Origin of the sequence: Marinobacter panjinensis, assembly GCF_005298175.1 — a bacterium.
In the GTDB taxonomy this organism is placed as follows: Bacteria; Pseudomonadota; Gammaproteobacteria; order Pseudomonadales; family Oleiphilaceae; genus Marinobacter; species Marinobacter panjinensis.
Genome location: NZ_SZYH01000001.1, coordinates 1,166,558 through 1,192,366 on the forward strand (window position 1 = coordinate 1,166,558; position 25,809 = coordinate 1,192,366).

At 58.4% G+C, this 25,809-nt stretch carries 26 protein-coding genes; 3 read left to right on the top strand and 23 right to left on the bottom strand.

Annotated elements, in window-relative coordinates:
* Window positions 1–64: 64 nt before the first annotated feature.
* From FDP08_RS05260 to flhA, 12 genes are all read right to left on the bottom strand, one after another.
* Window positions 65–853 carry a chemotaxis protein CheW gene (locus tag FDP08_RS05260; RefSeq protein ID WP_137434956.1) on the bottom strand — a complete coding sequence of 263 codons (789 nt, stop codon included), beginning with the start codon at window positions 851–853 and terminating at the stop codon, window positions 65–67.
* Window positions 846–1,643, bottom strand: coding sequence for a ParA family protein (locus FDP08_RS05265; protein ID WP_137434957.1), 798 nt, complete (start codon window positions 1,641–1,643; stop codon window positions 846–848). The genes FDP08_RS05260 and FDP08_RS05265 overlap by 8 nt, the downstream gene beginning before the upstream one ends.
* A gap of 197 nt (window positions 1,644–1,840) precedes the next feature.
* Window positions 1,841–2,623, bottom strand: coding sequence for a flagellar motor protein MotD (gene motD, locus FDP08_RS05270; protein ID WP_137434958.1), 783 nt, complete (start codon window positions 2,621–2,623; stop codon window positions 1,841–1,843).
* Complete coding sequence (locus FDP08_RS05275; RefSeq protein ID WP_137434959.1) at window positions 2,620–3,357, bottom strand: flagellar motor protein; 738 nt, start codon at window positions 3,355–3,357, stop codon at window positions 2,620–2,622. Before FDP08_RS05275 ends, motD begins: the two co-directional genes overlap by 4 nt.
* Window positions 3,357–4,499, bottom strand: a complete 1,143-nt coding sequence (locus tag FDP08_RS05280; RefSeq protein ID WP_137434960.1) for a protein-glutamate methylesterase/protein-glutamine glutaminase — start codon at window positions 4,497–4,499, stop codon at window positions 3,357–3,359. The genes FDP08_RS05275 and FDP08_RS05280 overlap by 1 nt, the downstream gene beginning before the upstream one ends.
* A 49-nt stretch (window positions 4,500–4,548) precedes the next feature.
* The gene (locus FDP08_RS05285) at window positions 4,549–6,666 is read right to left on the bottom strand and encodes a chemotaxis protein CheA (RefSeq protein WP_137434961.1); all 2,118 of its coding nucleotides are present in this window, start codon (window positions 6,664–6,666) and stop codon (window positions 4,549–4,551) included.
* A gap of 17 nt (window positions 6,667–6,683) precedes the next feature.
* On the bottom strand, window positions 6,684–7,472 hold the full coding sequence (locus FDP08_RS05290) for a protein phosphatase CheZ (RefSeq protein WP_137434962.1): 789 nt from the start codon (window positions 7,470–7,472) through the stop codon (window positions 6,684–6,686).
* 21 nt (window positions 7,473–7,493) lie between these two features.
* Complete coding sequence (cheY, locus tag FDP08_RS05295; RefSeq protein WP_114613228.1) at window positions 7,494–7,877, bottom strand: chemotaxis response regulator CheY; 384 nt, start codon at window positions 7,875–7,877, stop codon at window positions 7,494–7,496.
* Window positions 7,878–8,056: 179 nt separating this feature from the next.
* Window positions 8,057–8,788, bottom strand: a complete 732-nt coding sequence (locus tag FDP08_RS05300; RefSeq protein WP_137434963.1) for an RNA polymerase sigma factor FliA — start codon at window positions 8,786–8,788, stop codon at window positions 8,057–8,059.
* A gap of 29 nt (window positions 8,789–8,817) precedes the next feature.
* The gene (locus FDP08_RS05305) at window positions 8,818–9,630 is read right to left on the bottom strand and encodes a MinD/ParA family protein (RefSeq protein ID WP_137434964.1); all 813 of its coding nucleotides are present in this window, start codon (window positions 9,628–9,630) and stop codon (window positions 8,818–8,820) included.
* Window positions 9,631–9,676: 46 nt separating this feature from the next.
* Window positions 9,677–10,975, bottom strand: a complete 1,299-nt coding sequence (gene flhF / locus FDP08_RS05310) for a flagellar biosynthesis GTPase FlhF (RefSeq protein WP_137434965.1) — start codon at window positions 10,973–10,975, stop codon at window positions 9,677–9,679.
* 60 nt (window positions 10,976–11,035) lie between these two features.
* A complete protein-coding gene (gene flhA / locus FDP08_RS05315) occupies window positions 11,036–13,204 on the bottom strand; it encodes a flagellar biosynthesis protein FlhA (protein WP_137434966.1) in 2,169 nt (722 codons plus the stop codon).
* A 233-nt stretch (window positions 13,205–13,437) separates the two neighbouring features.
* On the opposite strand from flhA, the gene upp reads away from it, so the two are divergent.
* Genes upp through FDP08_RS05330 form a run of 3 tightly spaced genes read left to right on the top strand, consistent with a single transcriptional unit; the run spans window position 13,438 to window position 16,191 of the window.
* Window positions 13,438–14,076 carry a uracil phosphoribosyltransferase gene (gene upp, locus FDP08_RS05320; RefSeq protein WP_137434967.1) on the top strand — a complete coding sequence of 213 codons (639 nt, stop codon included), beginning with the start codon at window positions 13,438–13,440 and terminating at the stop codon, window positions 14,074–14,076.
* A 2-nt stretch (window positions 14,077–14,078) separates the two neighbouring features.
* Window positions 14,079–15,335, top strand: a complete 1,257-nt coding sequence (locus FDP08_RS05325) for a uracil-xanthine permease family protein (RefSeq protein ID WP_137434968.1) — start codon at window positions 14,079–14,081, stop codon at window positions 15,333–15,335.
* A complete protein-coding gene (locus FDP08_RS05330) occupies window positions 15,316–16,191 on the top strand; it encodes a class I SAM-dependent methyltransferase (RefSeq protein WP_137434969.1) in 876 nt (291 codons plus the stop codon). The genes FDP08_RS05325 and FDP08_RS05330 overlap by 20 nt, the downstream gene beginning before the upstream one ends.
* Before the next feature lie 265 nt (window positions 16,192–16,456).
* Here the strand turns inward: FDP08_RS05330 and flhB are convergent, their stop codons facing one another.
* The 11 genes from flhB to FDP08_RS05385 form a co-directional block, all read right to left on the bottom strand.
* Window positions 16,457–17,593: a flagellar biosynthesis protein FlhB gene (flhB, locus tag FDP08_RS05335; RefSeq protein WP_137434970.1), complete on the bottom strand. Its 1,137-nt coding sequence runs from the start codon at window positions 17,591–17,593 to the stop codon at window positions 16,457–16,459.
* A 159-nt stretch (window positions 17,594–17,752) separates the two neighbouring features.
* The gene (gene fliR / locus FDP08_RS05340) at window positions 17,753–18,535 is read right to left on the bottom strand and encodes a flagellar biosynthetic protein FliR (protein ID WP_137434971.1); all 783 of its coding nucleotides are present in this window, start codon (window positions 18,533–18,535) and stop codon (window positions 17,753–17,755) included.
* A gap of 6 nt (window positions 18,536–18,541) precedes the next feature.
* Window positions 18,542–18,811, bottom strand: a complete 270-nt coding sequence (gene fliQ, locus FDP08_RS05345) for a flagellar biosynthesis protein FliQ (RefSeq protein WP_137434972.1) — start codon at window positions 18,809–18,811, stop codon at window positions 18,542–18,544.
* 12 nt (window positions 18,812–18,823) lie between these two features.
* Window positions 18,824–19,588: a flagellar type III secretion system pore protein FliP gene (gene fliP / locus FDP08_RS05350; RefSeq protein ID WP_137434973.1), complete on the bottom strand. Its 765-nt coding sequence runs from the start codon at window positions 19,586–19,588 to the stop codon at window positions 18,824–18,826.
* A 1-nt stretch (window position 19,589) separates the two neighbouring features.
* Window positions 19,590–20,069, bottom strand: coding sequence for a flagellar biosynthetic protein FliO (gene fliO, locus FDP08_RS05355; protein ID WP_170978974.1), 480 nt, complete (start codon window positions 20,067–20,069; stop codon window positions 19,590–19,592).
* A gap of 1 nt (window position 20,070) precedes the next feature.
* Window positions 20,071–20,595: a flagellar motor switch protein FliN gene (gene fliN, locus FDP08_RS05360; RefSeq protein WP_137434974.1), complete on the bottom strand. Its 525-nt coding sequence runs from the start codon at window positions 20,593–20,595 to the stop codon at window positions 20,071–20,073.
* Complete coding sequence (fliM, locus tag FDP08_RS05365; RefSeq protein ID WP_137434975.1) at window positions 20,588–21,589, bottom strand: flagellar motor switch protein FliM; 1,002 nt, start codon at window positions 21,587–21,589, stop codon at window positions 20,588–20,590. Before fliM ends, fliN begins: the two co-directional genes overlap by 8 nt.
* A 70-nt stretch (window positions 21,590–21,659) precedes the next feature.
* Entirely contained in the window at window positions 21,660–22,169 is a 510-nt protein-coding gene (locus FDP08_RS05370) for a flagellar basal body-associated FliL family protein (RefSeq protein ID WP_137434976.1), read from the bottom strand.
* Window positions 22,170–22,324: 155 nt separating this feature from the next.
* A complete protein-coding gene (locus tag FDP08_RS05375; protein WP_137434977.1) occupies window positions 22,325–23,587 on the bottom strand; it encodes a flagellar hook-length control protein FliK in 1,263 nt (420 codons plus the stop codon).
* 107 nt (window positions 23,588–23,694) lie between these two features.
* Window positions 23,695–24,039 carry an Hpt domain-containing protein gene (locus FDP08_RS05380; RefSeq protein WP_137434978.1) on the bottom strand — a complete coding sequence of 115 codons (345 nt, stop codon included), beginning with the start codon at window positions 24,037–24,039 and terminating at the stop codon, window positions 23,695–23,697.
* Between the two features lie 15 nt (window positions 24,040–24,054).
* Entirely contained in the window at window positions 24,055–25,800 is a 1,746-nt protein-coding gene (locus FDP08_RS05385) for a fused response regulator/phosphatase (RefSeq protein ID WP_137434979.1), read from the bottom strand.
* Window positions 25,801–25,809: the final 9 nt, after the last annotated feature.

Consider the following 25,809-nt stretch of genomic DNA (forward strand, 5'->3'; position numbering starts at 1 on the left):
TAAGGGCACAAACCGTGCCAGCACCGCACGGTTTCATTCAGTAACCAACGTTCATTAAAACTGTTTAGCTCAGATCGAGGTGTTGTTCACGCTCGGCCCGGACCAGCAAGTCCGCCATGGTTTTCACATCAATCAATGCGCACATGTGGTCAATGACCGTTCCGGCCAGCCAGGGCCGCTTGCTGCGGGCCGTTCGCCAGCGCACTTCGTCCGGTTTCAGGGTAAAGGACTGGGCCACGTCATCGCAGGCCAGCCCCCACTCGCTGCTATCCAGCCGGATCACAAACCGGTAGTTGTCCCTGGCATTGGCCGGCGCCCGGCCTGCCATAATCCACTCTGCCGTATCCACCACCCGGAGGTTGTGGTCCCGGTCCGGTCGCATGCCCATATACCAGCGCGGGCTTCCGGGAATCGGCTTCACCGGCTCCTCGATGCGGTGAATGGCCCCCAGCAGGATCAGGGGCACCGCCAGCTGCAGGCCTGCGACCGAAAAAATAAGGCACTCGAAAGGCTTGTCGGACCACTCTGGCCGGCCAGGTGGGGCCGCTGCCGGTGGTGACGGAATGTCGGCGGCCTTTTCAGTTTTCAGCTCAGGGCTTTCAACCTCAGGAGTCTTATCCACCGCCGGTGCCACAGGCTCCGGTTTTTCAATCTCCACTTCCGGGGCCGTCCTGGCCACAACGGGTGCTGGCCGCGGCGCCACACGAGCACGCTCACGAACAACCGGTTTCGGCGGCTCCGGTCTCGGTTCATCCTGCCAGGCGGTATCCGTTGCCGTATGCAGCAATTCATCCAGGTAGCTGGCAATGGCCGACGTCGGGTCCGCCACCTGCGTCAATTTCTTGTCAGGCATGCCGGCGCTCCGCCACTGAACCGGTCATTTCCTGCAGATCGTTTAACAGCCGAACATAGGCCCTGACACCGTGGGTCTCCTTGTCCAGTGATGATGGCGTCATGCCCGCCTGGCTGGCATCCCGGAATTTGGTATCCACAGGAATGGCAAACCGCCAGAGCGAATCGGCATAGGTTTTCCGCAGCTGGTTAAGGCTTTTTACCGACGCCTGGGTACGCCGGTCAAACAGGGTTGGCACAATGGTGTAGGAAAGCTGGTTCTTCTGGGAGCGCATGATCATGGTGAGTGTGTGCAGCATGCGCTCCAGGCCCTTGATGGCGAGAAACTCGGTCTGTACCGGGATGATCAGGTGCTGCGCAGAGGCAAGGGCATTGACCATCAGTACGCCCAGCGAGGGTGTGTTATCCAGCAGGACATAATCAAAATCGTCCCACAGCTGGGCCAGGGCCCGGGATATGATCAATCCCATTCCCTCAACACCGACCATCCGCCGTTCAAGGGTTGCAAGTGCTGTACTGGCCGGCAGCAGGGAGAGCCCCGGACAACTGGTGTCTGTAATCAACTGGGCCGGCAAGCCATCAGGCACCTTGCCCTGGTGCTGGAACAGGTCGAAAACGCTGTGAGCCATGGTGTCCGGATCATACCCGAACCAACTGGTCAGCGACCCGTGGGGATCCAGGTCCACGACCAGCACGCGTTTACCGCTTTCCGCCAGCAGACCACCCAGCGCCACAACAGATGTGGTTTTACCCACACCGCCCTTTTGATTGGCTACTGCCCAGATTCGCACGCTGCACTCTCCAGAAATATCAGGCCCGGAAACGCCGGAAACCGTAAGGAGTTATCGGCCGTCATCCGCTCAACTTGAAAACAATTCGGCAAGGGTTTGCCGGCATTAAAGGTGTAGCGGAGTTAATACAGATATTATGCCAACTTGCCTATAGGGACCTTCCGTCAACAACCGGCAAGTGGCTGGGTGCAAAGTGCTTATCGCATGGCACCGCGGATACTGGCGTCCCGGGAAACCAGCAATACCACGCGGCGATTGCGCCGCCTTCCCTCTTCGGTGTCGTTGCGGGCCACGGGCTGATATTCACCGTAGCCCACGGCCGCCAGCCGTTCGGATTCCACCCCCTCCATCGACAGCATGCGCACGATGGCAGCTGCCCTGGCAGCCGAAAGCTCCCAGTTTGAAGGGAAGGCATTGGTTCGTATCGGGAGATTGTCGGTAAAGCCTTCCACCCGGATGGCGTTGTCGCGGTTTCGCAGCACGCCGGCGATTTTTTCCACCACCTCAAAAGCGTCGTAATGGGGTTCTGCATCACCGCTGCCAAACAGCAGGCTGTTACGTAAGCTCAGTTCCAGCCAATCATCACTGGTTTCGAGCGTCACCACGCCCTGGTTTATCAGCTCATCAAATTCCAGGGCAAGCTGGTCGGCCATGGCACGAAGTGCTTCGGTACGCCCCTGCTCGCTCATCGAGGGATTCTGCGGGGCTTCAGTGACCGGGGGATCAATCACATCTTCGGCCGCCTGAGGTGTTGAACGGCGTGGCTGGTCACCCACTTCAATGGGCTGAAAGGAACGCTGGGGCGCGTTGAAGACACCGGTCAGGGTTTCCGACAATACCTTGTACTTGCCCTCGTTCACCGAGGACACGGAATACATCACCACGAAGAATGCGAACAGCAGGGTAATGAAGTCGGCGTAGGAAATCAGCCAACGTTCCTTATTGTGAAGGTCATCGTCCTGTCGCCTGCGACGTCTCACAGGAAGCCCCGTAGCCGCAGTTCGATAGACTTGGGGTTCTCACCTTCGGCAATGGCTATGATGCCGTCGATCATCATGTCTTCATAACGGGTGCGTTCCCGCAGGATGCCCCGCAGTTTATTGGCAACCGGGAAGAAAAACAGGTTAGCCAGTGCCACACCGTAGATGGTGGCGACGAAAGCCGTCGCAATACCGCTACCGAGTGACTGGGGGTCCTCCAGGTTGGTCATCACCTGGATCAGCCCCATCACCGCGCCAATGATGCCGATGGTCGGGGAATAGCCCCCCATGGCCTCAAATACCCGCGCAGACTCCAGGTCCCGTTGTTCCCGGGATTCCAGATCCACTTCCATGATGCTGCGGATGGTTTCGGTCTCGGCACCATCCACCAGCAGTTGCAGCCCCTTGCGGGCAAAACGCTCGGATTCTTTCTCCGCCAGTCCTTCCAGCCCCAAAAGCCCTTGTTTGCGGGCTTTCACGCTCCAGTCAATGACCTTGCCAATGCCATCTTCCAGGCTGACATAGGGCGGAAAGAACACCCACCGCGCCTGGGAACAGGCCCGCTTCAGCAGCGGCCAGGAGGTCTGGAGGATGGTCGCTGCGAGTGTTCCGCCGATAACAATCAACGCCGCCGGGCCGTTGAACAGGGAACTGATTGCGCCGCCTTCCAGCAGGTTCCCGCCAAGGATGGCCACGAACGCAAGAATAACCCCCAGCAGGCTGAGAATATCCATCAGCTCACCCCTTCAACCAGGCGGGGGCCGACGTCCTCGAGGGCGAGGACCTCGTCCGTCAGGCCGGCCTTGGCTACCGCCATGGGCATGCCATAGATCACCGACGTTTTCTCATCCTGCGACCAGATATCGGAACCGCTCTGCTTCATCAGCCGGCAGCCTTCCTTGCCATCCGCTCCCATGCCGGTAAGAATCACCCCCAGCGTCTTGCCCGGGAAGCTACGCGCCAGCGAACCAAAGGTGACATCCACACAGGGCTTGTAATTAAGACGGTCATCACCGGGAAGGATACGTATCCGGCCCTGACCACCACGGTTTTCGATCATCATCTGCTTGCCACCAGGCGCCAGCAGAGCCAGCCCCGGTTTCAGCATGTCGCCATCGACAGCCTGGCGAACCTCAATCTGGCAGAGCTTGTTCAACCGTTCAGCGAAGGCGGGGGTGAAACTTGCGGGCATGTGCTGAATCAGTACCAGCGGTGCCGGAAAGCCTGCCGGCAGTGCTGTCAGCACACGCTGAAGCGCAACCGGGCCACCGGTCGAGGTGCCAATGGCCACCACACTGTAATGCTTGGCGGATCCGCGGCGGCTGGAGGAGTGCCGGGCGGGCGTTTGCGGCTCCGGTGCCGACCGTGGGGCTTCACGACCACGCTCAGGACGGGAACTGACAGGTGCTGCGCGTTCTTTTGCAGCGGGACGCGTCACCGGGGCGGCAGCAGGCGACGGAGCGGATTTTGCCCCCGGCCGACTGCCTGCCACATCCATTATGCGATCGATCAGTATCTTCTGCAGCTGGCTGGAGTCTCTGGCAATTTCCTCGAAATTCTTGGGCAGAAAATCCACAGCGCCGGCTTCCAGCGCATCCAGGGTAACCCGCGCGCCCTCGTAGGTCAGCGACGAAAACATCAACACCGGCGTGGGGTGTTGCTTCATGATTTCCCGCACCGCAGAGATTCCGTCCATCACCGGCATTTCGTAGTCCATGGTGATAACGTCGGGGCGCAGCTTTGCTGCAAGCTCTACGCCCTCGCGGCCGTTTGTAGCGGCGCCTACCACCTTGATCTGACCGGACGCGGTCAGGATTTCCGTCAGTCGTTTGCGGAAGAACCCTGAATCATCAACGACCAGGACAGAAACCGTCATCCATTTCTCCTAAATCCGGGCCTGCTGCAACACCGCGGCTTAAAAACGGTCAGCCGTAGTTCTGCAGCAGGCTTGGAACGTCAATTATGAGTGCAATACGACCGTCACCGGTGATGGTTGCACCCGCCATACCCGGTGTTCCCTGCAGGGCCCGGCCAAGAGGCTTGATTACCACCTCTTCCTGGCCAACAAGCTGGTCCACCACAAAGCCAACGCGGCGTGTGCCCATGGCGACAATCACCACGTGGGCGTTCTCCGGCTCCGGCTCTCCCGCCGCGCCTTTCACCAGCCACCGTTTGATGTGGAACAGCGGGAAGACCTTGTCGCGGACCACAATACATTCACGCCCGTCAACGATGTTCTTTTTGCTCAGATCCAGGTGGAAAATCTCCACCACGTTCACCAGGGGCAAGGCGAAGGACTGGTCCCCGAGCATGATCATCAGGGTGGGCATGATGGCCAGCGTCAGCGGTACCTTGATGACGATGCGCGAGCCTTTGCCCAGCTCGGATTCGACACTCAGCTGACCGTTGAGCTGCCCGATCTTGGTCTTGACCACGTCCATGCCAACGCCGCGCCCGGAGACATCGGAGATCTGGTCCTTGGTGGAAAAACCGGCGGCAAAAATCAGGTTGTAGCACTCTGCGTTTGTCAGCCGGTCTGCGGCATCCTTTTCATAGATGCCCTTTTCAACGGCTTTGCGCCGCAACACGTCCGGGTCCATACCGGCGCCATCGTCTTCGATGAACAACAGGATATGGTCACCCTCCTGCTCAGCGGAGAGAGTTACTTTACCCTGACGAGGTTTCCCGGCTTTTTCACGGACATCGGGTGCTTCAATGCCATGGTCAACCGAGTTGCGCACCAGGTGGACCAGAGGATCGGACAGTGCCTCTACGAGATTCTTGTCCAGGTCGGTATCTTCGCCGTGCATCTCAAGATTGATTTCCTTCTTGAGACTCCGCGCAAGATCACGAACCACCCGCGGGAAGCGACCAAACACTTTCTTGATGGGCTGCATCCGCGTTGCCATCACGGCAGACTGGAGGTCCGTGGTGACCACATCCAGATTGGAGACAGCCTTGTGCATGTGCTCGTCTTCGCTCTGCGCACCCAGGCGCTGCAGGCGGTTACGCACCAGCACCAGCTCACCCACCATGTTCATGATGTCATCAAGGCGCTTGGTATCAACCCGTACCGAGGTCTCGGCGACCGGAGCATTTGCTTCCCGGGATGGCATCGCGGGCGCAGCTGACGTGGCACCAGCCTTGCCTTCCGCCTGCGGCCTGTCGGAATTATCGGACGATTTGTCAGGCTTTGTGCTGGCTGGTCTGGCTGCCGGTTTTCTGTCGGCAGGGGCTTCAGAGGCGCCCGACGTTTCTGCCGTGGGGCTACCCCCCTTACCGTGCAGATCGTCCAGCAGCTTCTCGAACTCGTCGTCGGAAATCAGATCCTCACCGTCATTATTGCCGGCATCTTCAGGCTTCTCCGGCTCTTGATCATCAGCTTTACCCGTTTCTGGCGGGCCGGCGAACTGACCCTTGCCATGGAGCTGATCCAGCAGTGCTTCAAATTCATCATCGGAGATTTCGTCATCGCCGCCGGCAGACTGGCTGCCTCCCCCGGACTTGGCCGGAGCGCTGTTTTTCTCGTCTTCAAGGGCATCCAGCAGCTGTTCGAATTCGTCGTCGGTGATGTCACCGTTATCGTCGCTTGAGCCTGCTTCCGTCGCTGGTTCTGCCGGCTCTGCCGCTGCGTTTGCTGCCGGGGCTGCTCCCGCAGGTTTCGCCAGCGCATCCAGGGCGGCAATCAGTTCGTCGGGAGCGGGCGTCAGTTCTTCATGGTGACGAACCTGTTCGAACATGGCGTTGACATGGTCCAGCACTTCCAGCACCACGTCCATCAGCTCAGAGTCCACCTTGCGCTTGTGATTTCGCAGGATATCAAACACGTTCTCCGCGGAATGGCAGCAGCGGACCAGGGCATCCAACTGAAGGAAGCCGGCACCGCCTTTTACCGTATGAAAACCACGGAAAATGGCGTTGAGCAGATCGCTGTCATCCGGATGTTGCTCAAGGTCGACAAGCTGCTCTGACAGCTTTTCGAGTATCTCGCCTGCTTCAACAAGGAAGTCCTGCAGGATCTCTTCATCGGCATCAAACGCCATGGGTTACCCTCTTTTACTCAGAAACCAAGACTGGACAGAAGATCATCAACATCGTCCTGGCCCGATACAACATCTTCGCGTTCTTCGGCTTTTATCTGCGGCCCCACACCCTGCTCCGCCGATACTTTTTCCTTCTCTTCCAGTTCGTGCACGGTGCCGGTCATCTGGTCCACATGGCTGGCCATCACCACCAGGCTCAGCAGATGTTCCTCCACCTCTTTGACCAGTGTGGTGACCTTCTGGATGACCTGGCCGGTCAGGTCCTGAAAATCCTGGGCCAGCAGTATTTCCGACAGGTTCTGGTACATCGCGCCGGCATCGGTATTGAGGCTGACAAAAAAGGTATCTATCCGGGCATAGAGTTCGCGGAATTCCGCCGGCGCCATCTCACGGCGGCGCAGCCTCTGCCACTCGTCCCTCAGCTCTGCCGCTTCATCACGAATGGCGCTGGCCCGGGGCATGGCTTCTTCCACCAGGTCCATGGTGCGGTTAGCCGCCTTTCCCGTCATCTGGACCACGTATTCCAAGCGGTCCGACGCGTCGGTCATTTTTGACAGCGCTTCGGACTGTTCATCATTACGCGGATCAACATGAAAGTTGCGAATTGCCTCATGGAGGCTGCGGGTCAGCCGGCCAACCTCGCGGTACAGACTCTGATCCCTTACCTCGCTGAGCTCATTGATCAGTGTCATGGCCCGGGCATACTCTCCGGCATTGACCTGTTCAGCCAGTTCAGCGGCCTGGCTACGGAGCTTTTCCGTAATCTCCGGGTCGAGGCCCTGATGGTTCTTGTCATTTTCGCTCATGGGAGCCCGTCCGACCTCTGATTACTGGATTCGCTCGAAGATCTTCTCAATCTTCTCCTTGAGGACCGCTGCAGTGAACGGCTTGACCACGTAGCCATTCACCCCGGCCTGCGCCGCCGCCACAATCTGATCCCGCTTGGCTTCGGCCGTTACCATGAGCACCGGCAGGGTCTTGAGGTTCTCATCGGCACGGACTTCCTTGAGCAGGTCCAGCCCGGACATGCCCGGCATGTTCCAGTCGGTAACCAGAAAATCGTATTTTCCGCTGCGGAGCATTGGCAGCGCGGTATTGCCATCATCCGCTTCATCGGTGTTGGTAAAGCCAAGATCGCGAAGCAGGTTCTTGATGATCCGTCGCATGGTGGAGAAATCATCCACGATCAGGATTTTCATGTTTTTGTCCAATGGGACCTCCAGTATAAAACGCCCGGAATTCGTTTTTGGCTTCCGGCTCTCAGTCCAGCAAGCCGGCAGATTTACCGCTTATTGTGTTGCCTTTGGGCCGGTTGTAAAGCACCGGTTACCAAAAGGCTACAGTAAAGAATGCTTTGCAACGCTGCACAACGACTGCTACGCGACAGAGGTCACTTCTTCCAGTCAGAGAGCCGACCCCGCAATCTGAGCGCCGCCTGGCTGTGGATCTGGCTCACCCGGCTTTCGCTGACACCCAGAACTGCGCCAATTTCCTTGAGGTTCAGTTCTTCCTGGTAGTACAGACCAAGCACCAGTTTCTCGCGCTCTGGCAGATCGCCAATGGCCGTGGCCAGGTTCTTCCGGAAGTTGTCCGATGTCAGGCCTTCCAGTGGGTTGTCACTGGTCTCTGCTTCGTTTATCGGCAGGTCGCCGGATTCATTGAGCTCATCGAGGCTAAAAAGTCGGCCACTGTTGGCATCGCTCAGTGAGGAGTGGTATTCATCAAGGCTCTGGCCGAGTTCCTCGGCGACTTCCCAGTCCAGGGCTTCACGGCCCAGGCGGTCCTCGACGGCCTTGATGGCTTTGGCAATACGGCGGGAGTTTCTGTGTACGGAGCGGGGAACCCAGTCCCCCTTGCGGATCTCATCCACCATGGCACCGCGGATCCGGATGCCTGCATAGGTTTCAAAGGTAGCCCCCCTGGTGGAGCTGTAACGTTGGGCCGCTTCCAGCAAACCGATCATACCAGCCTGCATAAGGTCCTCAAGCTGGACCGAGGCCGGCAGCCGGGCCATCAGATGAAGTGCGATTTTCTTGACCAGCGGCGCCTGCTCCTCAACAAGCTGTGAGGGCCCCTGCGTGCCGGTCCGGTGGTAGATTCCAAGTTCTTTCGCCAATGTCATGTATCCGGCTTTTCAGTGAAGGATCAAAATCAGACTTCGACGAGCCGCTCCACAAAAAATTCCAGATGCCCCCGGGGCGATTGTGGTAACGGCCAGTTGTCGACTTTATCCGCCAGGCTCTTGATGGCAAGCGATGCCTTGGCACGGGGATAGGCATCCAGCACGGCGCGCTGGCGTTGAACCGCCTTTTTCACGGCCTCGTCGTAGGGCACTATACCCACATATTGCAGTGCTACATCCAGAAACCGCTCGGTCACTCTGGTCAGTTTTTCAAACAGATGGCGGCCTTCCTGCTCGTTACGCACCTGATTTGCCAGAATGCGGAAGCGGTTAGTGCCGTAATCACGGTTCATCAGTTTGATCAGGGCGTAAGCGTCGGTGATGGAGGTGGGTTCATCGCATACGACCAGCAACAACTCCTGGGAGGCTCGCAGGAAGCTGACCACAGAGTCGGAAATACCGGCCGCGGTATCCACGATCAGAACGTCAATCTGGTCGCCCAGTTCGCTGAAGGCATTGATCAGCCCGGCGTGCTCGAGCGAGGACAGCTGGGTCATGCGCTGGGTACCGGAGGAGGCTGGCACAATCCTGATTCCGCCAGGACCGCTGACCAGCACATCGCGCAGGTCGCAGTCACCGGCAATAACATCCTGGATGTTCCGGTTGGCGGTAATCCCCAGCAAAACGTCAATATTGCCAAGACCAAGATCGGCATCAAGCAGCACGACACGCCGCCCTTTCTGCGAAAGGGCGATGCCGAGGTTCACCGCAACGTTACTCTTGCCAACGCCCCCCTTCCCGCCGGAAATCGCAATCACCTGTACCGGATGTGGTTTGCTCATACTGATTCTGATCTCTTGCCACGTTGAACCACAGGCTGTGTTGTTATTAAACAGCGACCGCCTCTTGCTGCTGGAGTTTTTTCAGCCTTTCCACGGCCAGCCGCACCAACGGAATGGGTTCGGCGTGGTGCAGGTCTTCAGGGATCTTCTGGCCGTTAGTGTAATAGGCAACCGGCAATCCCGTTTCCATAACAAATCCCAGCGATTCTCCCAGGGTCAGTGCTTCATCAATTTTTGTCACCACACACCCTGTGAGATTTGCCATCTTATAGCAATGCCAGACGGATTTCATGATGCGTGGCTGACTGGTCGCAGAAACCACCAGATGGGTGCGAATATTGTGATGACTGCGGGCCAGTTCCGTGAGTTGCTCATCGTACCCTTTATCGGTACTGGTCAGGCCTGCAGTGTCAATCAGCACAAGGTGGCGGTCCGACAATTCGTCGAGAATATCATCCAGTGAATGGGTCTCATCCACTACCCGCACCGGGACATTCAGAATACGCCCGAACACGAACAGTTGCTCGTGGGCAGCCACCCTGTAGCGATCCGTAGTCACCAATGCGAGGGAATCGGCGCCGTGGCGCAGTACATAATGGGCCGCAAGCTTGCCGATGGTGGTGGTCTTGCCAGAGCCTGTGGGGCCCACCAGGGCATAGACGCCACCCTCCTCGGGCCACTCGGCTCGGGAGGTTTTTACGCCGGCTGCCAGCATTTTCAGCGACTGTTTCCAGCCATCTTCAAGACGCCCGGCACGATGACGACGAGACAATGAGCCGGCAAGCTCCTGGCCCAGACCGAATTCCTGCAGCCGTTCGGCCAACCGTTGCTGCACCGCATTCACTGCCGTTTTTTCAGGCTCGGCCGTCGCCCGGCGGGCACCAACCAGGTCCCTGAGAGAGCTGATTTCAGCGCGCATCTGGGCCAGTTCACCGGAATAGCCCGGGTTCGCGTTAACAGGCTCTTCCACCGTTAATTCGCTGCCGCCAAAAGCATCGGCCGCCAGACTGGCATAACCCTGATCCGAACCATTATTGCGGCCGCCCGACCCGGAGCGCTTTTCCCGGACTTCCCGGATTCGCTCACGGGAACGGCCAAGTTCATCCTCCAGGCGGCGGTGCTGTTCCGCCTGGAGCTCTGCCAGCCGGGATCCATTGGTGGCTTCCCGTGCTGCATCTCCCAACCGTTGGCGCGCCATATTTTCGTCATAATCCAGCGCTGTCACAATTTCGACGCCACCATCCACACGACGATTGGACAGAATCACTGCATCGGGGCCCATCTGGTCCCGCACCTGGCGCAGCGCCTCTGCCATGCTCTGGGCAAAAAACCGTTTTACTTTCATGATGACTCTTCCTCCCCGGTCAGCGCTACGTGGCGCCTTCCGCCTTGCCGTCCGCGGCCTTTACTGGCCAACGGATGCCACAATGGTGATCTGTTTGTTATCCGGTATTTCCTGGTACGACAACACGTGCAATCGCTCAACCCCGAAACTTGCAAACTTTGCCAGTACCGGCCGTAGCGGCCCGGACACCAGCAGTATCGCCGGCTTGCCCAGCATCTCCTGGCGCTGGACGCTGTCCTGGAGTGAACGCTGGAGCTTCTCGACCATATTCGGTTCCAGCACCAGCCCGATGTCTTCCTGACCGCCGGATTGTTGACTCTGTTGCATGGACTTCAGCAATAACTGTTCCAGGTCTGGATCCAGAGTGATTACCGGAATCTCGGAGTCGTTGCCACAGATGCTCTGAACAATCATCCGGCGCAGTGACTGGCGGGCAACCGTGGTCAACAGTTTCGGGTCCTGGCTCTTTGGATGCACGTTCACGATGGCCTCGGCAATCGAGCGCATATCGCGGATTGGCACCTCTTCTTTCAACAGACTCTGCAGCACTTTCAACAGCAGACTGATGGAAACGGTAGTGGGAACCAGCTCTTCCGCCAGCTTCGGAGACACCTTTTCAAGCTGATCCAGCCATTTCTGGACCTCCTCGTGGCCCAGCAGTTCATGGGCGTGCTTCTGGAGGATCTGGTTGAGGTGTGTGGCCACCACGGTACTGGCATCCACCACGGTGTAGCCCAGGGTCTGCGCCTGGTCTTTCTTGTCCGGCTCTATCCAGCTGGCATCCAGACCAAAGGCGGGGTCCTTGCCCTCAATACCTTCAATCTTGCCAAACACCTGGCCGGGATCGATGGCCAGCTCCCGGTCCGGATGGATTTCGGCCTCGGCGATGGTCACGCCCATCAGAGTAATGCGATACACATTGGGCATCAGGTCTAAGTTGTCGCGGATATGAACCGAAGGCATCAGGAACCCCATGTCCTGGGAGAGCTTCTTGCGCACACCCTTGATTCGGCTCAGCAGCTGACCACCCTGGGATTTGTCCACCAGGGGAATCAGCCGGTAGCCGACCTCAAGGCCGACGATGTCCACCGTGGCCACATCATCCCAGCCCAGCTCACGGGTCTCACCCGGCGCCGGAAGCTGGGCACCCTGGTCACCACCATCACCACCGGACGGAATATCCCGGCCAGCCGGTCTTGCCCCGCCGCCTCTGACCGGAAACACCCCCTCTTCCTCAATGGTCTGGCGTTCCTGCTGCCAGATGTACCATGCAATGCCACCGGAAATGGCGCCGAGGCCAAGAAAGGCGACGTGAGGCATGCCCGGGATCAGGCCGAGGATGACCAGAATCACCGCCGCAATACCCAGGGCCTTGGGCGCATTGAACATCTGCTGAAGTATCTGACCGCCCATGTCCTGGCTGGAGGTTACGCGGGTAACCATGATGGCGGCAGACGTTGACAGCAACAGCGACGGAATCTGCGCTACCAGGCCGTCACCAATGGTCAGCAGAGCGTAGTTCTGGGTGGCGGTACCAAAATCCAGGCCGTGTTGAACCATACCGATGGCGATGCCGCCGATCAGGTTGATGGCAAGAATCAGCAGGCCGGCGACGGCGTCGCCCTTGACGAACTTGCTGGCACCGTCCATGGAGCCGTAGAAATCCGCTTCCTGGGCGATCTCGGATCGACGGTGCTTGGCCTCGTCCTGATTGATCAGGCCGGCATTGAGATCCGCATCGATAGCCATCTGCTTGCCGGGCATGGCATCCAGGGTAAACCGCGCACTGACCTCGGAGACCCGGCCAGCACCTTTGGTCACCACCAGGAAGTTGATGATCATGAGAATGGCAAACACCACCAGGCCAACCGCGTAGTTACCACCGATCAGCACCGCACCGAAGGATTCGATGACTTTACCGGCTGCGTCCCCGCCTTCATGGCCATTGAGCAGTACGATCCGGGTGGACGCAACGTTGAGCGCCAACCTGAGCAGCGTTGCCACCAGCAATACCGTCGGAAAGGACGCAAATTCCATAGGGCGCAGGGCGTACACGCACACCAGCAGGATCACGATGGAGAGGGTGATGTTGAAGGTAAAGAACACATCCAGCATGAATGCCGGCATGGGCAGTATCATCATGCCCAGCAATCCCATCAACATGATGGGTACGCCCAGATTACCCCGCGTCAGGGATTTGACATTATTGAGGACTAACGCTCGGTCCATGCCGGGAAACTCTCCGATAAGCGGTTAACCGCGGTCATTCGCGGGTGGTTTTTTGACGCCGACGCATCGATGGAAGGGGTATTCGCAAGATCCGTACCAGCCCTCAGGGTTTTTATCTCCACCATGCCTGACGGACCTGTCGATATACGGTATCCTTGCGCCATTTGCCGGCCTTTGCGCCGCGCCGACATTCAGCATTCAGCCACAGACCAGAACGCAAAAAAGGTGAGCCCATGCCCATTCACGAGGTGAAACACCCGCTGATCCGCCACAAATTAGGCCTGATGCGCCGCGCCGACATCAGCACCAAGAATTTCCGCGAGCTGGCCCAGGAAGTGGGCGCCCTGCTGACCTACGAGGCCACCAAGGATTTCTCGCTGCAGAAGAAAACCATTGAGGGCTGGGCTGGCCCGGTGGAAATCGAACAGATCCAGGGCAAGAAGATCACCGTTGTTCCAATTCTACGCGCCGGCATGGGTATGCTGGACGGCGTACTGACCCTGATCCCTGGCGCCCGCGTGAGCGTTGTCGGCCAGGTAAGAAATGAAGAAACCCTGGAAGCCAGCACCTATCTTGAGAAGCTGGTGGGCGAACTTGACCAGCGTATGGCGATGATTGTGGATCCGATGCTGGCCACGGGTGGCTCCATGATTTCCACCATTGATCTGCTGAAAAAAGCGGGCAGCACGGAAATACGTGCGCTGGTGCTGGTCGCCGCGCCGGAAGGCATAGAAAAGGTGCTGGAAAAGCACCCGGATGTATCCATCTACACCGCATCCATTGACGAGCGGCTGAACGAGAAAGGCTATATCCTCCCCGGCCTTGGCGATGCCGGCGACAAGATTTTCGGCACCAAGCAGAAGGACGTCTGATCATGCAGGACCACCTGAACGACCCGGTCTGGAAACAGGCCATTGCCGGCTCGCAGATGTTACTGGTGGCCTTCGGGGCACTGGTATTGATGCCACTGATCACCGGCCTGGACCCCAACGTTGCGCTGTTCACTGCCGGCATTGGCACCCTGATATTCCACATCGTCACCGGCGGCCAGATCCCCATCTTCCTGGCCTCTTCCTTCGCCTTTATCGCACCAATCATTGCCGCCAAGAGCCGGTTTGGCCTAGAGGAAACCCTGGGTGGCCTGATGGCGGCCGGTATTCTCTACATTATCCTCAGTGGCGCTATTCGCCTGCGGGGTAACGGCTTCATCACTCGCCTTCTGCCACCTGTTGTCATCGGCCCGGTGATCATGGTGATTGGCCTTGGCCTTGCCCCGGTTGCCGTTCACATGGCCTCCGGCCGAACTGGCGACGGTGCTGAGCAGCTGGTTCCCTACGACACCGCGATCTGGATCGCGATGATTTCCCTGACCGTTACCGTCATTATGGCTGTCTGGTCCAGCGGCATTTTCCGGCTGATCCCGATCATGTTCGGCATAATCGTCGGTTACGTCCTGTCGGCGATTGCCGGCATTGTGGACCTGTCACCGATTACCAATGCACCCTGGTTCGCCACTCCCAATTTCGTGGCGCCGGAATTCAGCTGGGCCGCCATTCTGTTCATGATCCCCGTGGCCATTGCGCCGGCGATTGAACACATCGGCGACATCCTGGCCATCGGCACGGTTACCCGCAAAAACTACCTTGAAAAACCCGGCCTGCACCGCACCCTGCTGGGGGACGGCCTGGCCACCAGCGCCGCTGCAGCCCTCGGTGGCCCGCCCAACACCACCTATTCCGAAGTCACCGGCGCCGTGGTGCTGACCAAAAACTTCAACCCGAAGGTAATGATCTGGGCCGCCTGCATCGCCATCGTCCTGGCCTTCGTGGGTAAGTTCGGCGCCGCCTTGCAGACCATACCGGCGCCGGTCATGGGTGGCATCCTGTGCCTGTTGTTCGGCTCGATTGCGGTGGTAGGCCTGAACACCCTGATCCGCCACCAGGTGGATCTGTCACAGGCGCGCAACCTGGTCATCGTGGCCATCACGCTGGTGTTCGGCATTGGTGGCATGGCCATAGGCAATATCGAGGGCATCGCCCTGTGCGCAGTGGTAGCCATCGCCCTCAACCTGATCCTACCCGGCAGCGGCGAGGCGTGGGGTAAAAAGATCCATGAACACGACACCCTCTGACAAGAGCCTGAACAAAAAAGCTGACAGCTCCGGCATCAGCTTTACCGCCCTCTACACCGGTGCCGTCTGGCACCGGCATGGGCTTTCGGACGACGTACTCGCTACCGATCAGGGCCGCTGGCTCTATCACCTGATGACCCCCTTCGAAGTCGGCAGCAAGGCCCTCATTGGTGGCAATATCCGCACCTTCCTTCTGCAACGCCACCTGATCATCGACCACCTGATCGAACAGGCCCTCGAACGGGGCGTCACTCAGGTGCTGGAAATTGCCTGTGGCATGTCGCCCCGGGGTATCCGATTGCGGGACAAACGCCCCCTGCTCCACATGGTGGAAGCCGACCTCCCCGACATGGCCACCCGCAAGGCTGCACGGTTGCTGGTAGGCGGTCGCCTGGGTGACAACCACCAAGTCATGCCCGTCGATATTCTGGCAGAATCCGGAGAGCAGTCGCTGGAAGTGGTTGTCGCGAGGGCCTTCAACAACAATGAACCCATGGTTGTCGTCACCGAGGGACTGACCAGTTACTTCTCACTGCCGGTCATTTCAGATTTCTGGAAACGCCTTGCCCGGCTGATGCAGCAGCGCCCGGGCTCGGTCTACCTGTCCGAAAGCTACCTGATACCCAATCAGTCGCTGCTGCGGGGCACGCTGACGTCCCTTGGCGGTTTACTGGGCGCGGTTACGCGGAGTGATGTCAGCTTTCATTTCCTGAACGACGAGCAGGCCGCTGAGCATTTTACTGCGTGCGGGTTCCCTTCCGTAGCCGTCCACAATCCTGCAGACTTTTACGGTCGCCTTCCGATTCCCGAAAGCCGCCATGATCCCATGGTTCGGGTAATAGAGGCCTGGTCCTGAATTGTAGGTCGGATTAGCGAAGCGTAATCCGACATTGAGCCTCGGTCATACAACATTTGTCGGATTACGCTTCGCTAATCCGACCTACGTTTGGAGTTAACCGAGAGGCCAGAAGTGATTCGTCGGGTGGGCTTTCCAAAAATGTGCGGAGCCAAGGATGGCGGAGCTCAAGCGCCACATGGATGTGCTTGAGCGTGTTTTGGAAAGCCCACCCGACGAATCACCTCCCCCGCACCCAGCAGGCTACGCGCAGGCAATTACCCAACTAAACATCCCGCCGCAAATCCGAAGGAATCGGGAAATCCGGAACATGGGGTTTCTGGCCGCGCCCCTTGCGGAACTGGCGGAGCTGGAACACGTAGGCAAGAACCTGCGCAATCGCCATGTACAGGCCATCCGGGATTTCACCCCCCACTTCAGTGTTGTGGTAAACCGCCCGGGTCAGAGGCGGCGTGCGGAGGATATCTACCTTGTGTTCCCGAGCAATCTCCATGATCTTGAAGGCCGTCTCGTCAGACCCCTTCGCCACCACAATCGGCGCCGCCATCTTCTTCTGGTCGTACTTCAACGCCACCGCGTAATGGGTCGGGTTGGTGATCACCACATCAGCACCCGGCACATCCTGCATCATCCGGCGCTGGGCCATTTCCCGCTGCAGCTGACGGATCTTGCCTTTCACTTCCGGCTTGCCTTCGGTGTCCTTGTACTCGTCCTTCACCTCCTGCTTGGTCATGCGCAGCTTTTTCTGGTGATCGAAGATCTGGAAAGGTACGTCGATCGCAGCAATGACGATGGTGGCGCAGGCGAGGATGAGAAAGCTCCAGCCCAGGGTCCACAGCACGTGCTCCATGGCGGGCCTGACAGACTCTTCCGAGATGCTGAGGAGGTCGTCCGTGCGCAGGTTGAGGATCAGGATGGCCACAGCCATCACAAGGCCCACTTTCAGGATGGCTTTGACCAGTTCGATCAGAGAGCGCATGGAGAACATGCGTTTCAGGCCCTTTAGGGGGTCCATGCGGTTGAGTTTTGGTGCGATGGCCTTGCCACTGACCAGCAGGCCGCCGATGCCGATGGAGCCGGCGATGGCGGCAATCAGCAGCACGATCAGCAGCGGAGCCAGGGCGAGCGCCGCTTCCTTCGCTGACGCCAGCAGCTGAACGCTCATGTGGCGGGTGTCGAAGATGGCGGAGCGCTCTATGGTGAAGCTGTCCCGCATGATGTTTTCCATGGCTGCGCCCATGGAGGCTCCGAACACCAGCAGGCCTCCGGCGCCGGCCAGCAGGACGGCCATGGTGGCCAGTTCTTTGGAACGCGCGGTCTGGCCATCCTCCTTGGCTTTTTCGAGCCTTCGGGGGGTGGCTTCTTCGGTTTTCTCCTGGCTGTTGTCGTTTTCTTCGGCCATGTTTTGTCTTCTTTGATTCGGAGTATCGGCCAGTGGGGATGGCTATCCAAAACACGCTCCTTCGGCACATCCATGTGGCGCTTGAGCTCCGCCATCCATGGCTCCGCACAGTTTTGGATAGCCATCCCCACCGGCCTCTGCGAGCTCCAGCATCAGGATCTACGGCTGGCCCTGCAGGTTTCGCATGAATTCGAACGTTTCCCTGGTGTACTGCTCGAAGTGCGGCAGAAAGTTGGCGTGCAGCACCCATATGGCAAATAATCCAAAAATCAGGCCAATCGGGAAGCCCAGGGCGAAAATATTCATTTGAGGGGCGGCGCGGGTCATCACACCGAAGGAGATGTTGACGATGAATACAGCGGTTACCGCCGGCAGCGCCAGCAGCACTGCGGAGACGAATATCCAGGTTATGCGGTGGGCCAGCTGCCAGACACCTGACTGTCCCAGACCTTCCAGACCGATGGGGAGGGTGTGGAAGCTTTCGATGAAGACTTCGAAGGCCACCAGGTGGCCGTTCATGGCCAGATAAAGCAGTGTGATGGTGATGGTATAGATCTGTGCCAGTACGGGCACATTTACACCGTTGGCAGGGTCTACCATGGAGGCGAAGCCGAGGCCCATCTGCATGGCGATCATCTGGCCGGCGACGACGAATAACTGGAATAATGCGGTCAGGGCGAAGCCCATTCCTACGCCGATCAGGATCTGCTGCAGGGTGATGATGACCCCATCCGCGCTGAAGGCGTCGACTTGCGGTACCGGGGGTATCATCGGCGCCACCAGGATGGTAATGAGCAAGGCCAGGCCCAGCCGGACTCTGGCGGGTACCAGTTGGGTGCCGATAAATGGGATGACCATCATGAAACTGGCCAGCCGGAACAATGGCCAGAGGTGTTGGCCTATCCACTGGTTAATCAGGTCGGCGGGTATTTCTGTGGGCATGCCCGGTCAGCCGATCAGGTAGGGAATGCTGGTTATCAGCCGTTCCGCATGATCAAGAAGCTTGGTCAGCATCCACGGACCCATCACGATGATGGTGATCAGGGTGATCAGCAGGCGCGGCAGGAAGCTCAGGGTCTGTTCGTTGATCTGGGTGGCGGCCTGGAAAGTACTGACGACCAGGCCGATGACCAGGCCGGGGCCGATGATCAGGCTTGCCAGCAGTACAATCATCCACAGGGCTTCACGGAGGATGTCGATAACGGTTTCAGGCGTCATGTCTGCACTCCCCTATATCCCGTAACTGGCGGCCAGGGTGCCCATGATCAGGGCCCAGCCGTCTACCAGGACAAACAGCATGATCTTGAATGGCAACGAAATGATGATCGGCGACAGCATCATCATACCCATGGCCATCAGCACACTGGCGACCACCATGTCGATGATGAGAAACGGAATAAACAGAATGAACCCGATCTGGAAGGCGGTTTTCAGCTCGCTGGTAACAAAGGCCGGCAGCAGCACCCAGAAGGAAACGTCCTGGGCGGTGGCGTATTGTTCATCGGCAATGCGCATGAAAAGGCCCAGATCGCTTTCACGGGTCTGGGCCAGCATGAACTTGCGGAACGGCTGGCTGGCCTGTTCCACCGCCTCCAGCGATGTCAGTTCTTCTTCCATGTAGGGCTGGAGCGCCACTTCGTTCACCTCTTCCAGCACCGGCTTCATGATGAAGATGGTGAGGAACAGGGTCAGTCCGAGAAGGATCTGGTTGGACGGGGTGGACTGCAGGCCGAGGGCCTGGCGGAGTATGGCAAACACCACGATGATGCGAGTAAAAGACGTCATCATCATCAGCATCGCTGGCAGAAAGGTCAGAGCTGTCATCAGCGCCAGGATCTGCAGCGATACCGAGTATTCCTGCACGCCCTCTTCTTCGCCCGGCGTTACCGTAAAAGCAGGTATCCCCGGAATATCTGCCAGTGAAGCAGGCGCCCAGGTAGTGAGCAGTAGCAGAGCCAGTAACGCAAACACACGGCCGGGAACAGGCGCCAACATGTCAGGTACCTTCCTTCGATGAAGAACCGGAACCCCAGGATTTACCGATCATGCCCTGGAGTTTGCGGGCGAAGTCACCGGATACCGGCTCACCGGCGCTGACCACTGGCTCGTCAAATACATGGAGTGTGCGAATCGTGGACGGGGTGACGCCCACCAGAATCTGTGTGCCACCCACTTCGATCAGTGCTATCCGTTCCCGCGTGCCCATGGGCATCACCGAGACCACCTTGATGGCGCGGGTATTACCCCCGCTCATTCCGCCCATGCGCCGCACAATCCAGGCGCAACCGAAAATCAGGGCCAGCACCGCCAGCAGGCCGACACCCAGGGTCAGCATGGTGACCAGGGTGTCGGGCGCTGATGTCGCTTCCCGCGCAGGGGCTTCCTGCTCCTGGGCCGTGGCAAGGGCTGGCGTCAGGAGTGTCAGGATCACGCCGGCAAGCCCTTTGCGAGCCAGAAGACCAGATGGCAGCGTCATATTACTTCTGCAACCGTTTGATACGTTCGCCAGGGCTGATCACGTCTGTCAGGCGGATGCCGAACTTTTCGTTGACCATGACCACCTCGCCATGGGCTATCAGAGTGCCGTTCACCAGTACATCCAGCGGCTCGCCGGCCAGTCGATCCAGCTCAATGACCGAGCCCTGGTTCAGCTGTAACAGGTTGCGAATCGGGATCTGGGTATTGCCCACTTCCATGGAGATAGTAACGGGAATATCGAGAATAACGTCCAGATCGGGGGCCGGCCCATCACCCTGGGAGAAGTTGGCACCTTCCGGAAACTCCTCCATGGGCGCGGCACGGACATTGTCCCTGCGGTTTCCACTGTTATCCCCGGCGTCATCATCCCCGGATTCACCCGCTTCCGCCATGGCAGCCGCCCATTCATCCTCACGGCCGTCGTCATCGCCATCGCCAGACTCTTCCATGGCAGATTCCCACTCGGCAGCGAGCTTCTCGTCTTCGCTGAGCTCCTGCTCGTCTTTCTTGTCGTCATCAGCCATTGTTGCGTCCCACCTTCAGTTGCTTTTTCACCTTGGGCACGGTTGCCCGTTCATGAATTCTCAGTGCCAACTTGCCATCGCGGGTACCCATCGTGGCTTTATAGATGGGGATACCGTTGGCAGTCAGGGTCAGAAATTCGGGAATTTCCACCGGAATGATGTCGCCTTCTTTCAACTTGGCAATATCGCGAAGGGAAATGCGGCGCCGGCACACCGTGGTATTGACAGGTACGTTGACTTCCTTGATGTCTTCCTGAAGGGCGCTGACCCAACGTTCGTCTACATCATCAATGTCACTCTGGACACCAGCGTCCAGCACGTCCCGGATAGGTTCAATCATTGAATAGGGCAGTGCCATGTGCAGCTCCCCACCGCCGCCATCCAGCTCAATATGGAAGGTGCTGACCACTACCACTTCGCTGGGGCTGACGATGTTGGCCATGGCCGGGTTTACCTCTGAGCTGAGGTACTCAAAATCCACCTTCAGCACCGCATGCCAGGCTTCCTTCATGTCGTGGAAAACCTGGTCCAGCACCATCTGCACGATGCGGGTTTCCGTCGGCGTGAATTCGCGGCCTTCAATTTTGGCGTGACGGCCCTCACCGCCAAAGAAATTGTCCACCAGTTTGAATACCAGCTTGGCGTCCAGCACGAACAGGGATGTGCCGCGGAGGGGGCGGACCTTGCACAGGTTCAGACTGGTAGGCACGTACAGGGTGTGGATGTATTCGCCAAACTTCATGATCTGAACGCCACCGGTGGACACGTCGGCATTACGGCGCAGGAGGTTGAACAGGCTGATACGTGTGTAGCGGGCAAAACGCTCGTTGATCATTTCAAGCGTAGGCATGCGGCCACGGACAATACGATCCTGACTGGCAAGATCGTAGGACTTGATACCGGTCTCGTCGGCCTCGTCATACGTATCAATATCGCCGTCATCCACACCGTGGAGGAGCGCGTCGATTTCGTCCTGTGACAGTAAGTCCTGCATACGTTTCTCTGCCCCTGTATCCGCCCTCGCCGGGCCCTGATGAGCTATTTAACAAACTCTTTTGAACGCTCTATTGAACGACGAAGTTCCTGAACAACACCCGCAACAAGGGAGGCTCTCCCTCCTGCTCGAGGGCATTGTTGACGGCCTCCAGCATATCATCGGCCAACGCCTGCCGGCCTTCCGGCGTCTGCAGGTTCTCAAAACTTCTGTCCCCGAGCACACTGATCAGCCGGCTCCGCAATAGCGGCATATGCTGGCTGGCCGCGGCCAACGCCTCGGGATCATTGGCTTCAAAAGCAAGATAAGCCTGGGCATAACGCTGGCGGCCCTCGGCCTGTACCGTGGTGACCAACGCCTTGTCGAGCAAGGTATAAGTGCTGGGAACAAAAACGTCGACCTGCTCCGCAACCTCTTCGTCATCACCACCGGTGATACCGGGAATACCTCCCCCCAGGAACCACATGGTTCCGACCACAGAGAGCCCTACAGCCAGAGTAACCACCAATACAAGCAGTATAATCAGCTTGAGTTTGCCTTTCTTTGCCGGCGCCGCTTTGGGCGCATTATCTTCAGCCATAACGTGCTTCTGCCAGAAATCCGTCAACCGGAGAGGTTATATGAAGGTATAAGCAAAGGACGGGCCAGAAAGCCACATCCTCCTTATCAGAGCAGCAGTTTAGCCTTGCTGTGGAGGATGGGCAAAAGAAGAATTACCGGGGAAGGGCAATCCGATCAGGCGAAGATATCAACTTCGCCCTTCCAGGTCAGATCCAGGGATTCCGGTTGCAGGTCCTGATCCTCCGGGCTGCTGTCTGCCAGGGCACCACTGGCGTTTCCGCCCTGTTCACCAGGGCCCTCTTCCCCGGCCTGTTGCTGCGGAGAGTCCGAAACATCGAATTGTTCGAGGGAAAGGCCCTGCTCGCTCAGCATATCCCTGAGGCGATGGCTGTGGAGTTCCAGCTGATCCCGTACGGCGGGATTGGCCGAATGAATGGTTATATTTGCCTGTTCCTGCTGAACCTGGACCCGCACTTCCATCGGGCCCATATCCGGTGGTGTCAGGTGTATTTCGGCAACTGACATATTGCGTGCAGTCAGCCACGTCAGCTTGCCAACCAGCTTGTCACCCCACTCCGCGTGATTGACCGGTACATCGATAGACGTAGTGTATCCCCGCAACGCGGCTGCCTCGGCGGGCAGCTTTGCACTGTTGGGATTGGCCACCTGCTGGCTGGCCAGCTCGGCAGCTGCCTGAAAGCGTATCGCTCCCTGAACTGACGGCGTCTCCTGGGTACGGGCGGTGTCGGCTGCCACGCCCGACATGAATGCCTCGGTCAGGGCCAGTCCGGCCCCTGCCCCGACACCCTGCCCATTGCCCTGGCCAGGTTTGCTGCCGGCGGCGCCAGGCAGGCCTGTCATGAATCCGGCAATCGCCGGCACCCCCGGCATTACGCCATTACCGCCAGCCTGGCCGCCACTTTTGCCGGTGGCGGCGAACGGCAGACTACTGCCATCAGTCCCCTCGGCCGGCATCAGCAAAGCCTGAAGACCGGCAAACGTCAGAGGCACGGCCTCTTCTGGCAGGTTCTGGTCAGTCATCTGTTGCGGAATAACGTTATCGGCACCAAAGGCGGTATCGGCCATTGCCGAAGGGTCAGCTGATTCACCAGTCTCGGCGGCGGCCTGGTTGTCTGTATTTCCGGTTTCCGCTGCCGCGGCGGCGTCCTTGCGGGCGTCCGGGCGTGTGTCGCGGCTTTTCTCCTGGCGCGCCTGTTCATTTCGGGCTTCATTATGGGCGTCATTCCGGGCGGTTTCGTCAGTGCGCGCCTGGTCCCGTTTTTCGGCCTGCTTTTTGTCGAGCCGCTGCTGTTCGGTACGGGAAACAGCATCAAAATCGCTGTCACCGTTTTTTTCGCGGCCGCCCGACGCCGGCTTTACGCTATTATCGGACTGCGGCCCCTGCGGGGATGTCTGGGGAAGAACCATTTGGGACATGGCAACCTCTTGCCGCTTTTTGCTGATCGGAGTGCATCTATATGCGTTATCCGGTTATTCAGCAAAAGTGGTGCCATTCTGGAAAAAAGCAGTGACCTTTCGTCGAGTTACTCCAGAAACCGTCGGAGATTTGCTTTTACCTGCCCGAATTCGCTCTCGATGGCATCGACCATGGCAACAGCCTCCACCAGGCGATTATTGCGCCCGGCCTTTTCAGCTTCGGAACACAGCTCACCCAACCTCGGTGCACCAATATTGACGCAACTGCCCTTGAAGCTGTGCGCGGATTTGGAAAAGCTGTCCGCGTCCTCCTGCTCCAGGGCCGAACGCAAATGAGCAATGCGATCAGAGGAATCCTTGATGTAGGTGTTGATCAGGATATCGAACTCATCCTCCATTACATCCTGCAACTCGGCCAGTGCCTCTTGATCAAGGTGCGGCTTTTCCGTCATGACCAACCCCCCTGTTTATGTATTGGTGCCGCCCTCCCGGGCAGCAACCTCGGAAAAATGCCAATCATATATAATCTCCGTCCGGGTGCCATTTTCCCGGAAGCTGAGGGAGTGCCCCAGCTTCCGCAACAGCATCAGCCCCCGCCCGGAATAGCCACTGTTATTGCCGGCCGCGGCGTCGCTGCGGTAATCGAATCCGCTACCACTGTCTTCACAAACTATGGTCAGTTGCCCGCCCCGGCCCGTCATGGTATGGGTCAGAGAAAACCGGATAAAGTGGCCTGATACCGACCGCAAGCGCCGTTCCCGCTCGGCATAGTAGCGGCCGAAACCGTCCGGCGTTGCCTTCCAGTCTGAAGACAGACCCAAAACACCGTGCTCCAGGGCATTGGTGTAAAGCTCTGATAACAACGTGTAGATTTCTCCACTCTTGCGCCGCAATCCCGGCACTTCCATACAGATATGGAGCAACAACGGTAACGGACTGAACTGCCCCAGCGACCGGTCCTGGATTTCATAGACACAATGCCATTCCGCAGGGCCCTCAAGTGCCGATTGGGATAAACCGTCCGATACTCCCTCAAGCTCGGCTTCCTCCACCATTTCAAGCGACAATAGCGTTACATCATCCTGTTCTGGCCGCTTGCCGGTGAATGCGTGTATTCCTGCCATCACTGCGTCGAACGGTGAACCGGCATTGCCGGCGTCATCCAGCGAACGCTTCAGGCGGTCCTCGCCGTACATGTCGCCGTGACGATTCTCGGCTTCCATCACGCCATCGGTCATCATCAGCAGGGTATCTCCCGGCTCCGTGCGAAATATCTCCATGCCTGCATCAAAGCGCGCGGCACCAAGCACGCCCAACGGCAGATGCCGGGAGGCAATGCTCTCCAGAATCCCGTCCCTCTTTACAAGAACGCCATCCGGCAACCCCCCGTTCCATATCTGCAACTGATTCAGGTGAAAGTCTGCCTGAATCATTGCTGCGCAACAGAACATGCCAGTGGGCAATATCCGGCCAAGCTTCTGGTTAATTTCCCGCAGCACATCACTACCGCTGAAGCCCTTGCTGGTCATGCCGTAGAAAATCTCGGCCACCGGCATGGCACCGATGGCTGCCGGCAGGCCATGGCCGGTGAAGTCGCCAACCAGTATCTGCATCCCCCCTGCTGGACGCGGACAGGCGAAAAGAATATCGCCGTTGAAAATCGACATGGGAGAGGCGTGATAACGGATATTTGTCGCGTTCAGGCAGCCAGTGTGGGCTATGTTGTCGAACACCCGCTTGGCAACGTCCTGTTCCTCGAGAAGCTGACGATTGCGGTCGCGGATCAGGTCGCGGTGTTCGCTAAGAGTGCGGTGCATCAGCCGCATGCGGTTGAAGGCATTGATCTTGGCTTCAATGATTGTGCGGTTATAGGGCTTCGGGAGGAAATCGTCGCCGCCGGCTTCCAGGCAGCGGGCCAGCGCGTCGGCATCAGACAGCGAGGTCAAAAAGATAAGTGGCACCAGGCGCTCGCCCGCCAGCGCCTTGATATGACGAGCAGCTTCCATTCCGTCCATAACCGGCATCAGCGCATCCAGCAACACAATGTCCGCGCCGGAGTGACGAAATATTTCGACGGCGTCTTCGCCGTTTCTTGCGTCTTCAACCTCATGGCCAAGACGACGTAGAAGGGTTTTGAGAATCAGGCGGTCACTGTCGCTGTCGTCAGCGATCAAAATCCTCAGCGGCCGGTTCTCTGAGAGTGAATCATCCACAACGAACCT

Excerpts from the sequence above, each read along its gene's own strand:
- FDP08_RS05260 (WP_137434956.1), bottom strand. The coding sequence starts at position 853 with ATGCCTGACAAGAAATTGACGCAGGTGGCGGACCCGACGTCGGCCATT.
- FDP08_RS05275 (WP_137434959.1), bottom strand. The coding sequence starts at position 3,357 with ATGGATATTCTCAGCCTGCTGGGGGTTATTCTTGCGTTCGTGGCCATC.
- FDP08_RS05280 (WP_137434960.1), bottom strand. The coding sequence starts at position 4,499 with ATGACGGTTTCTGTCCTGGTCGTTGATGATTCAGGGTTCTTCCGCAAA.
- FDP08_RS05285 (WP_137434961.1), bottom strand. The coding sequence starts at position 6,666 with ATGGCGTTTGATGCCGATGAAGAGATCCTGCAGGACTTCCTTGTTGAA.
- FDP08_RS05290 (WP_137434962.1), bottom strand. The coding sequence starts at position 7,472 with ATGAGCGAAAATGACAAGAACCATCAGGGCCTCGACCCGGAGATTACG.
- FDP08_RS05300 (WP_137434963.1), bottom strand. The coding sequence starts at position 8,788 with ATGACATTGGCGAAAGAACTTGGAATCTACCACCGGACCGGCACGCAG.
- FDP08_RS05305 (WP_137434964.1), bottom strand. The coding sequence starts at position 9,630 with ATGAGCAAACCACATCCGGTACAGGTGATTGCGATTTCCGGCGGGAAG.
- flhF (WP_137434965.1), bottom strand. The coding sequence starts at position 10,975 with ATGAAAGTAAAACGGTTTTTTGCCCAGAGCATGGCAGAGGCGCTGCGC.
- flhA (WP_137434966.1), bottom strand. The coding sequence starts at position 13,204 with ATGGACCGAGCGTTAGTCCTCAATAATGTCAAATCCCTGACGCGGGGT.
- upp (WP_137434967.1), top strand. The coding sequence starts at position 13,438 with ATGCCCATTCACGAGGTGAAACACCCGCTGATCCGCCACAAATTAGGC.
- FDP08_RS05325 (WP_137434968.1), top strand. The coding sequence starts at position 14,079 with ATGCAGGACCACCTGAACGACCCGGTCTGGAAACAGGCCATTGCCGGC.
- FDP08_RS05330 (WP_137434969.1), top strand. The coding sequence starts at position 15,316 with ATGAACACGACACCCTCTGACAAGAGCCTGAACAAAAAAGCTGACAGC.
- flhB (WP_137434970.1), bottom strand. The coding sequence starts at position 17,593 with ATGGCCGAAGAAAACGACAACAGCCAGGAGAAAACCGAAGAAGCCACC.
- fliR (WP_137434971.1), bottom strand. The coding sequence starts at position 18,535 with ATGCCCACAGAAATACCCGCCGACCTGATTAACCAGTGGATAGGCCAA.
- fliQ (WP_137434972.1), bottom strand. The coding sequence starts at position 18,811 with ATGACGCCTGAAACCGTTATCGACATCCTCCGTGAAGCCCTGTGGATG.
- fliP (WP_137434973.1), bottom strand. The coding sequence starts at position 19,588 with ATGTTGGCGCCTGTTCCCGGCCGTGTGTTTGCGTTACTGGCTCTGCTA.
- fliO (WP_170978974.1), bottom strand. The coding sequence starts at position 20,069 with ATGACGCTGCCATCTGGTCTTCTGGCTCGCAAAGGGCTTGCCGGCGTG.
- fliN (WP_137434974.1), bottom strand. The coding sequence starts at position 20,595 with ATGGCTGATGACGACAAGAAAGACGAGCAGGAGCTCAGCGAAGACGAG.
- fliM (WP_137434975.1), bottom strand. The coding sequence starts at position 21,589 with ATGCAGGACTTACTGTCACAGGACGAAATCGACGCGCTCCTCCACGGT.
- FDP08_RS05370 (WP_137434976.1), bottom strand. The coding sequence starts at position 22,169 with ATGGCTGAAGATAATGCGCCCAAAGCGGCGCCGGCAAAGAAAGGCAAA.
- FDP08_RS05375 (WP_137434977.1), bottom strand. The coding sequence starts at position 23,587 with ATGTCCCAAATGGTTCTTCCCCAGACATCCCCGCAGGGGCCGCAGTCC.
- FDP08_RS05380 (WP_137434978.1), bottom strand. The coding sequence starts at position 24,039 with ATGACGGAAAAGCCGCACCTTGATCAAGAGGCACTGGCCGAGTTGCAG.